This window comes from Limnochordia bacterium, from assembly GCA_023230925.1.
Classification (GTDB): Bacteria; Bacillota; Limnochordia; order DUMW01; family DUMW01; genus JALNWK01.
The window spans coordinates 1-5,070 of record JALNWK010000093.1; the positions used below are offsets into that span (position 1 = coordinate 1).

Annotated in this window: 3 protein-coding genes; all 3 read left to right on the forward strand. The window is 47.1% G+C overall.

Going from position 1 to position 5,070, the window contains the following annotated elements:
- The first annotated feature begins 1,755 nt into the window (after positions 1 to 1,755).
- From M0Q40_12405 to M0Q40_12415, 3 genes are read left to right on the forward strand one after another with little or no spacing between them, the layout of a single operon-like run.
- The gene (locus M0Q40_12405) at positions 1,756 to 2,970 is read left to right on the forward strand and encodes a hypothetical protein (GenBank protein MCK9223391.1); all 1,215 of its coding nucleotides are present in this window, start codon (positions 1,756 to 1,758) and stop codon (positions 2,968 to 2,970) included.
- Between the two features lie 19 nt (positions 2,971 to 2,989).
- Positions 2,990 to 4,228, forward strand: a complete 1,239-nt coding sequence (locus tag M0Q40_12410) for a hypothetical protein (protein ID MCK9223392.1) — start codon at positions 2,990 to 2,992, stop codon at positions 4,226 to 4,228.
- A gap of 29 nt (positions 4,229 to 4,257) precedes the next feature.
- Complete coding sequence (locus M0Q40_12415) at positions 4,258 to 4,959, forward strand: ABC transporter ATP-binding protein (GenBank protein ID MCK9223393.1); 702 nt, start codon at positions 4,258 to 4,260, stop codon at positions 4,957 to 4,959.
- Positions 4,960 to 5,070: the final 111 nt, after the last annotated feature.

Consider the following 5,070-nt stretch of genomic DNA (forward strand, 5'->3'; position numbering starts at 1 on the left):
CATTACCTGCTACCTAACCTAGCGAAAATTGGATAGCATCTCCTTAGCTTCCAAAGTTACATTCTTTGGGGGAAAGGGGGTCCTGTCTCTTCCCCCAGATTTTTCAACCGCCAAAAACAATAGCAATGCCCGACCGGTTTACATTAGGGTCATTTCGAACCCTGTTGCGGAAGTGCTGGCTCGATCTCGCGATCGCTTGACGATGGGTTCCAACAAATGGTAGCATAATTCTAGAAATGTCTATCTCAGTAAGTGCAGGTCAAAGGGATAAAAAAGCAGACACCGGGTAGTAATCCTAATAAATCACCTCAATAAGGAGATGACCCGATGTCTACTATCGGTATACCCAGATTTGTTTGACGCCGCAGAGTAGATCATGCTGAGGCTCTGGATGAGTCAACAGCGGGTATCCGTTGGCCCCGACAAACGCTATAAGTAGTATGTTCGCCCTGCGGTAGGGCGGCCAAGAAGATCCAACAGATTGTGTGTCCCACTGCAATGAGATTTATCTTGAGGCTTCCGGTATAACCAATGTCGGTGGTCCTATGGCTACAAGACGTATGGCTAGGCTGATTCAGTTCCTGTGTAAGGCTTATACGGTCACGGAAGGTGCACAGCCACACATTGGCGAGGCATGTTGAACCATGCTCGCTACCCTACTAGTAACGGTAAGCTAGAAGGAACCAACAGTAAGATCAAAGCCATAGAACTAGAATCATATAGCTTTCATGATTTGGAGTGCTTTCGGCCGAGGACCTAAGGCAATGGGGAATAAGAAAGAGGTTCGCACCTACAGAGATGAACCGGTAAAAACACTGATACATCGCGCTAACGCGATTGTTTGCATCCAGGCATATGAATTACTGAGGTTCTTTTGAAGGTTATTATCATGGTATCTGGTTAAGTACTCTATATGTTTGGGGTTTCAACGGGGATTTCTTGCACGAAAACTAGCAAAAGCGGCTAGACCATTTACGACGAAGTAGAAGAAAGGAGTCTAGACCAATGCGTTCAAAGCTAAATGCAGTGAAACCTATTCATGCCGTGCTTTGTCGGTGTTGTTGGTGGCGGCTATTCTGGGCCTCGCACTTGCGTATGACTGCGATTGCGATTGTATCTGTAACAATAGGTGCGGTGTCACGGATCTTCCACATTTCATGATATATATGGGACCAGCGGATGTGGATATCCATTGCAGTACTGGAACACATTGGTTTTTTTACTACTGGCCGAGGAAATGCACCTATAACATCAAGAACGAGCATGGTCGGTACGAGTGTAGAGATTGTGGTATAAGTTGTGTTAGTCACGCTCGAGATCTTATCCACGAGTGCGGCCACGACATTAACTGCGGAAAACAGTATATCGAATGTCCGGACTGGTAAGCTGTGTAGTTTGTGATTGATTCTGTGAACGGTTTGCATGTGGAATGGGAACGCCGCTTTTGCTTATAACCACATCAGTTGTTTTTGCACGTATGACTGTATTTAGGTGTGTGAGGCCTACGGAGCATAGTCTGCTGACGAGCTACTTCAATCGCTTCTTTGGATTCGCCGGGTAGGATACGCGGGGGATTTGTATTATGAGTGTCTTCTCTTCGCTAGGGATGAAGGGGTGGTGAGACGTTTTTGTCGTCGAAACGTAGACTGTCTCTGGGGTACCTAGTACAGGGATTAGTGAGTAAAAGAGTACATGTTGGGATTCCGCGGTACAGCCATGGTTATTGTTATGGCCGCATGCTCAGGAGGAACGCATATGTCTGTGTTTTCTTATCTTTTGCGCTCGACAGTGTTAGAAGCAAAACGTGATCGTAGGTTTTCGTTGTTGCTGGTGTTAAGCGTTGCCGCATCGGTTTTCATATGTGGTTTTGTGCTGTCTATGTCCTTTAGTTCGTATGTTGCACCAATCGCCTTTGGTAGATCGATACAGGGACGAACTGTTAGTGTTTTGCCTGGGGTTACGGCGATTCAACCGCTGGGTATGAGTGGATTTGTCTATCCCACATCAGAAGAAAAGTTATCGGCACTAAAGCGTCAGATTGGGAATGTGGACTTTGCATATCTTGAGTCATCGGCAATCGGTAGACTATTCATGGAAAACGAGAGCACAGAGGTATTCATCTATTACGGGGCCGGTGAATACATTGAAGGCAAGGAACTTCGGCTTGTAGGGGGGCGCTGGCCCCAGGATGATACCCAAGAGATTGTCATAAACATGGACTTTGCACAGATGCTCCAATTTGAAAGCTCCGAAGGCTCCAGATTAGTGTCGATTGACGATGCCGAGTACCTGGTGGTGGGCATAGTGGAGCAGAGGACCGACTCACTCATACAGCAGTACCAGGAGACAATCGGTGGGGATGCGCCAGAGTCTTCACCGATGGCCTATGTCTTCGGATTTTCTGCTTTCAACAACAGTCATCGGCAGCTTCTACCGCAAACCAGCATTGTCCCACGGGAGGGCGCGGTGGCCCAGGTACTTTTGAAAGTGGAAGCTATGGTCCGGGAAGGATGCTTTGGGCAAGGAGTGGTAAACACAAACGTGGTTAGAAGACTACTAGTTCATCCTCCGGGCACAAAGTCGGTGAATGCGGTCATTTTCTTCTTTATCGGGTGTATTCTGCTTGGGGCGCTTCTGATTGTGATCAATGTACAGCTTAGCCGGATTAAGCGTGCTATTGGTATTGGAGCCACCAAACGGGCGCTGGGCGTATCCAGACGGGCCCTTGCCCTTGAGGATAGTCTAAGAATCCTGTTGCTGGCGATTATTGGTTCGTTACTAGGACTTGTGCCGTTGGTGGGGGCGATTAACCTATTACCTGCCTGGGCCAAGCCTTTGGTTCCCCTCAACTTCATTTTTCTAGGTGTCATCATGTTGTTTGTTGTACTCTTTGTGGTTATGAGTGGCGTTATTCCGGCGCTAATTGTATCGAAGACCGATATTGTTGAGGCCTTAGCGATTCGCGAATAGTAGTTAAGGAGATAACACTATGCGCATTACTAAACTAGTTTTTCCCTCATTTGATTCGGTGAACATCCTCCGTTTCGTGTTGGTTGTCTTACAGGTTACTACTGCTTTATCTGCGTCATTACTGGCGGCTAATTCATTGTTGTTGCTAAGAACCGGTTTTGTCCAGTACCAGGATGTCTACTTAATTAGTAGGCAGACTGCTATAGGTAGTCAACCGACCCAAATTGATCTCGATTCTCTAGAAGATCTAGAGGCTTCGTTGAAGCGATTGTTACAGGATGACTCGGCCTATCTTGGTGCCCTATCGAGCACAGACCTACGTGGTATGTTCAGGGTGACCATGGCAAAAGATGAGTGTGCTTACAGGGTTAGTCGTGCATTAAGGATAGATAAGCATGCGATGAGTCTGTTGGGATATGATATGCGAGAATACGACCCAGCTTTACTAAGCGGTGAGCATGCAAGTGTGGTTATCTCTGCACGATTACGTCAGGAAGTGTTTGGTGCCGACAAGGGTGTTATTGGCCAGAGCATACAGATATCCGACACCGATGCGGTCCCTGTAGGTGAGTACATAGTGGTTGGTGTATATAACTCAGAGGCCGGTAGTCAGGAAGCGTTAACCGGTGGTTACGACCTTCTTTTCACTAGTACCCAAGCAGGTAGTAAAAGACATTTTGGATATTTGGTTCTTCGGACAGAGGCTAGTTCGGATTTGGTGCTAGACTGTTTCAAACAAGCGGCGATGCAAACTGGTTTTACCTTTCCGAGTGATGTTGGGTGTATTTGCTATACTCATTACCTGAAAGGTACGGCGGATTATGTAAATTGTCGTGTTCCCTTCTTCCTTTTGCTCGCTTTGGGGATGGTAGCCCTATGCGGTGCTGTCATTGGTCTAGTTCTAACGATCAATGCGAAAATCTCCGAAGGACATTTTAACCTAGGAATTTCCCGGGCAATAGGGATCGGCATCCGTTACCTTCGGGCAAGTGTTTTCGGGTGGACTATGGCGGTGTGCTTGGTCTCTGTGGCCTTAAGTATTCCGCTGGTTTACGGATTTGCCAGACCGTTATTTGCTGCGATCCGGACGCTTACGCCGGAACTTGAGCGTCTACCGGTGGAGTATTTGGGTGTCTCATCCGGAACGTTCTTGCTTGGTTTTGGCCTGATCAGCATGATTTCTGTGGCAACGGCCTTTTTCGCCGCCTGGCGAGCTTCTAAGATCGATTGTGTTGAGGCTTTGCGCCTTGGGCTATGATTTCACAGGTGATAGAGGAGGAAACCAATATGTTGGTTCTTGATAAAGTTCATAAAGGCTATGCCTCTGGTAATCGAGCTGCTCCCTATACACCGGTACTAAAAGGTGTGGATCTTACGGTAGAAAAGGGAGAGTTCGTTATGATTATGGGGCCCTCCGGTTGCGGTAAATCGACACTGCTATATATTCTTGGTACCCTAACGATGCCAACCAAGGGACATTACAAAATCAATGAACAAGACATATCGAAGCTCTCAGAAAAATACAGGGAAAGACTTCGTTTGGGACACTTTGGTTTTATTTTTCAGAACTATCGGTTGTTCCCGCTGAAGACGGTGGCTGAGAACATTGAATTTCCGATGGCGTTTATGAAAACTCCAAAGGTGGCACGGCTGACTAAAACCGGGATGCTCTTAAGGCGAGTAGGACTTGAGGAAAAGGCCAAGGCCTTTCCGGATCGACTATCCGGAGGGCAGCAACAACGGGTAGCCATTGCCCGTGCCCTAGCCAATGATCCCGAAGTGATTTTGGCCGATGAGCCTACGGGTAATCTTGATGAGGCTACCACCCATGAGATTATGGAGTTGCTTCGCCAACTAAATGGGAAGGGTGTAACCATTGTCATGGTAACCCACGATACGGCCTTAACCAAATACGCGACGAGTGTATATACCCTTAATAATGGTATCCTATCATTAACCTCGGCGGCCACAAGTGTGGTTTGTATTTGATAATATAAAAGTGAACCACTTGGGGCAGAAATTATAACATAAAAGTGATCCACTTCAACCACAATCTGCTATCCTTGATCAGTACCCAAACCAATCAGGGAGCAGGTGAAC

Coding starts and splice junctions, on each gene's coding strand:
- M0Q40_12405 (MCK9223391.1), top strand. CDS start 1,756: ATGTCTGTGTTTTCTTATCTTTTGCGCTCGACAGTGTTAGAAGCAAAA.
- M0Q40_12410 (MCK9223392.1), top strand. CDS start 2,990: ATGCGCATTACTAAACTAGTTTTTCCCTCATTTGATTCGGTGAACATC.
- M0Q40_12415 (MCK9223393.1), top strand. CDS start 4,258: ATGTTGGTTCTTGATAAAGTTCATAAAGGCTATGCCTCTGGTAATCGA.